Origin of the sequence: Candidatus Kurthia intestinigallinarum, assembly GCF_003991225.1 — a bacterium.
In the GTDB taxonomy this organism is placed as follows: Bacteria; Bacillota; Bacilli; order Bacillales_A; family Planococcaceae; genus Kurthia; species Kurthia populi.
Genome location: NZ_JTFC01000151.1, coordinates 1 through 1,020, shown reverse-complemented (window position 1 = coordinate 1,020; position 1,020 = coordinate 1). Strand labels below are relative to the sequence as shown.

At 37.6% G+C, this 1,020-nt stretch carries 1 pseudogene; it reads right to left on the bottom strand.

Features of this window, described 5'->3' with window-relative positions:
- Nucleotides 1-296, bottom strand: a pseudogene (locus QI30_RS19320) (primase C-terminal domain-containing protein); the annotation flags it as partial.
- Between the last annotated feature and the right edge of the window lie 724 nt (nt 297-1,020).

Below are 1,020 nucleotides of genomic sequence, written 5' to 3'. Positions count from 1 at the left end.
GTATAACCAAACGTACGGTACACGTTCGGTGTGAAGTGTGTAAGCGTGTGCGCATCCTCTAATAACGTTTCCTTCGACGTCACGATATACCCCTTTACGCCATTTGCTGTAAAGTCTGCTTTTTGACGCACCACAAAGACAGCCCCTTGACGTGTCGATTTTTCTTTCTTCTCTGCCTCAACACGTGCTGGCAAGCTCGCTTTAGAATGCTTCTTTTTATATGTGTGGATTCCTGTATGTAGCAGCGTATCAAACAGCTGCCCCATCTCCTGCTTTTCTAACGCAAAAATAGCCATGGACATAGCTCTCCTTTCCTCTAGGTGAGCGTCCACAGCTATCTCGTTCAAAAGCACACTTAAAAAAGGGTGCATGAAGCCAATTTTCAATCAGAAATATTGAAAATGTCGTCTACAGTTGCTATAATTAGCGTAATATTGTTTTACTAATGGCGTGTTACCAGCACACCATTTATTTAATCTAATTATAACAACAAATAAGCTTCGACCAAAAAGCTCATTTTGTTGTAGATCAACGACCATAAGTTAGTTACCAGCTAACCGCTCGGACGCTCACTTATTTAGTTGTTCTTTGTTTGAGTCATTCCTTGTCCTGCCAAAGACAAATGAGGAATGGCTTTTTATTTTGCCTAAAATCTTTATTACTACTAAATAAAACATAAAATACGAGGGTTGTAAACTCATAAAAAGCATTGATACCCTTATGTTTTCTCGCACTTTTCTACTTTTCCACTTTTGCGAGAAAGTTGACTTTGAGTAGAAATTGCAAATTTCCACTTTTCCACCTTTGCAAAGTAGAAATGATTTTTTGCGTTTTAAAATGGACATAAAAATCCCCTCTCATGCCTTACTACATAAGGATTTTCATGAAAGGGGGCGAATAACAACTTTATTTCAAAAGTAGAAATTTCTACTTTTGTTAAGTAGATATGTTTCTCGCATAGGTGGAAATTTCTACTTTTCCACTTTTGTGAGGGAAAGGGCGTTATATTACATTTTTGTT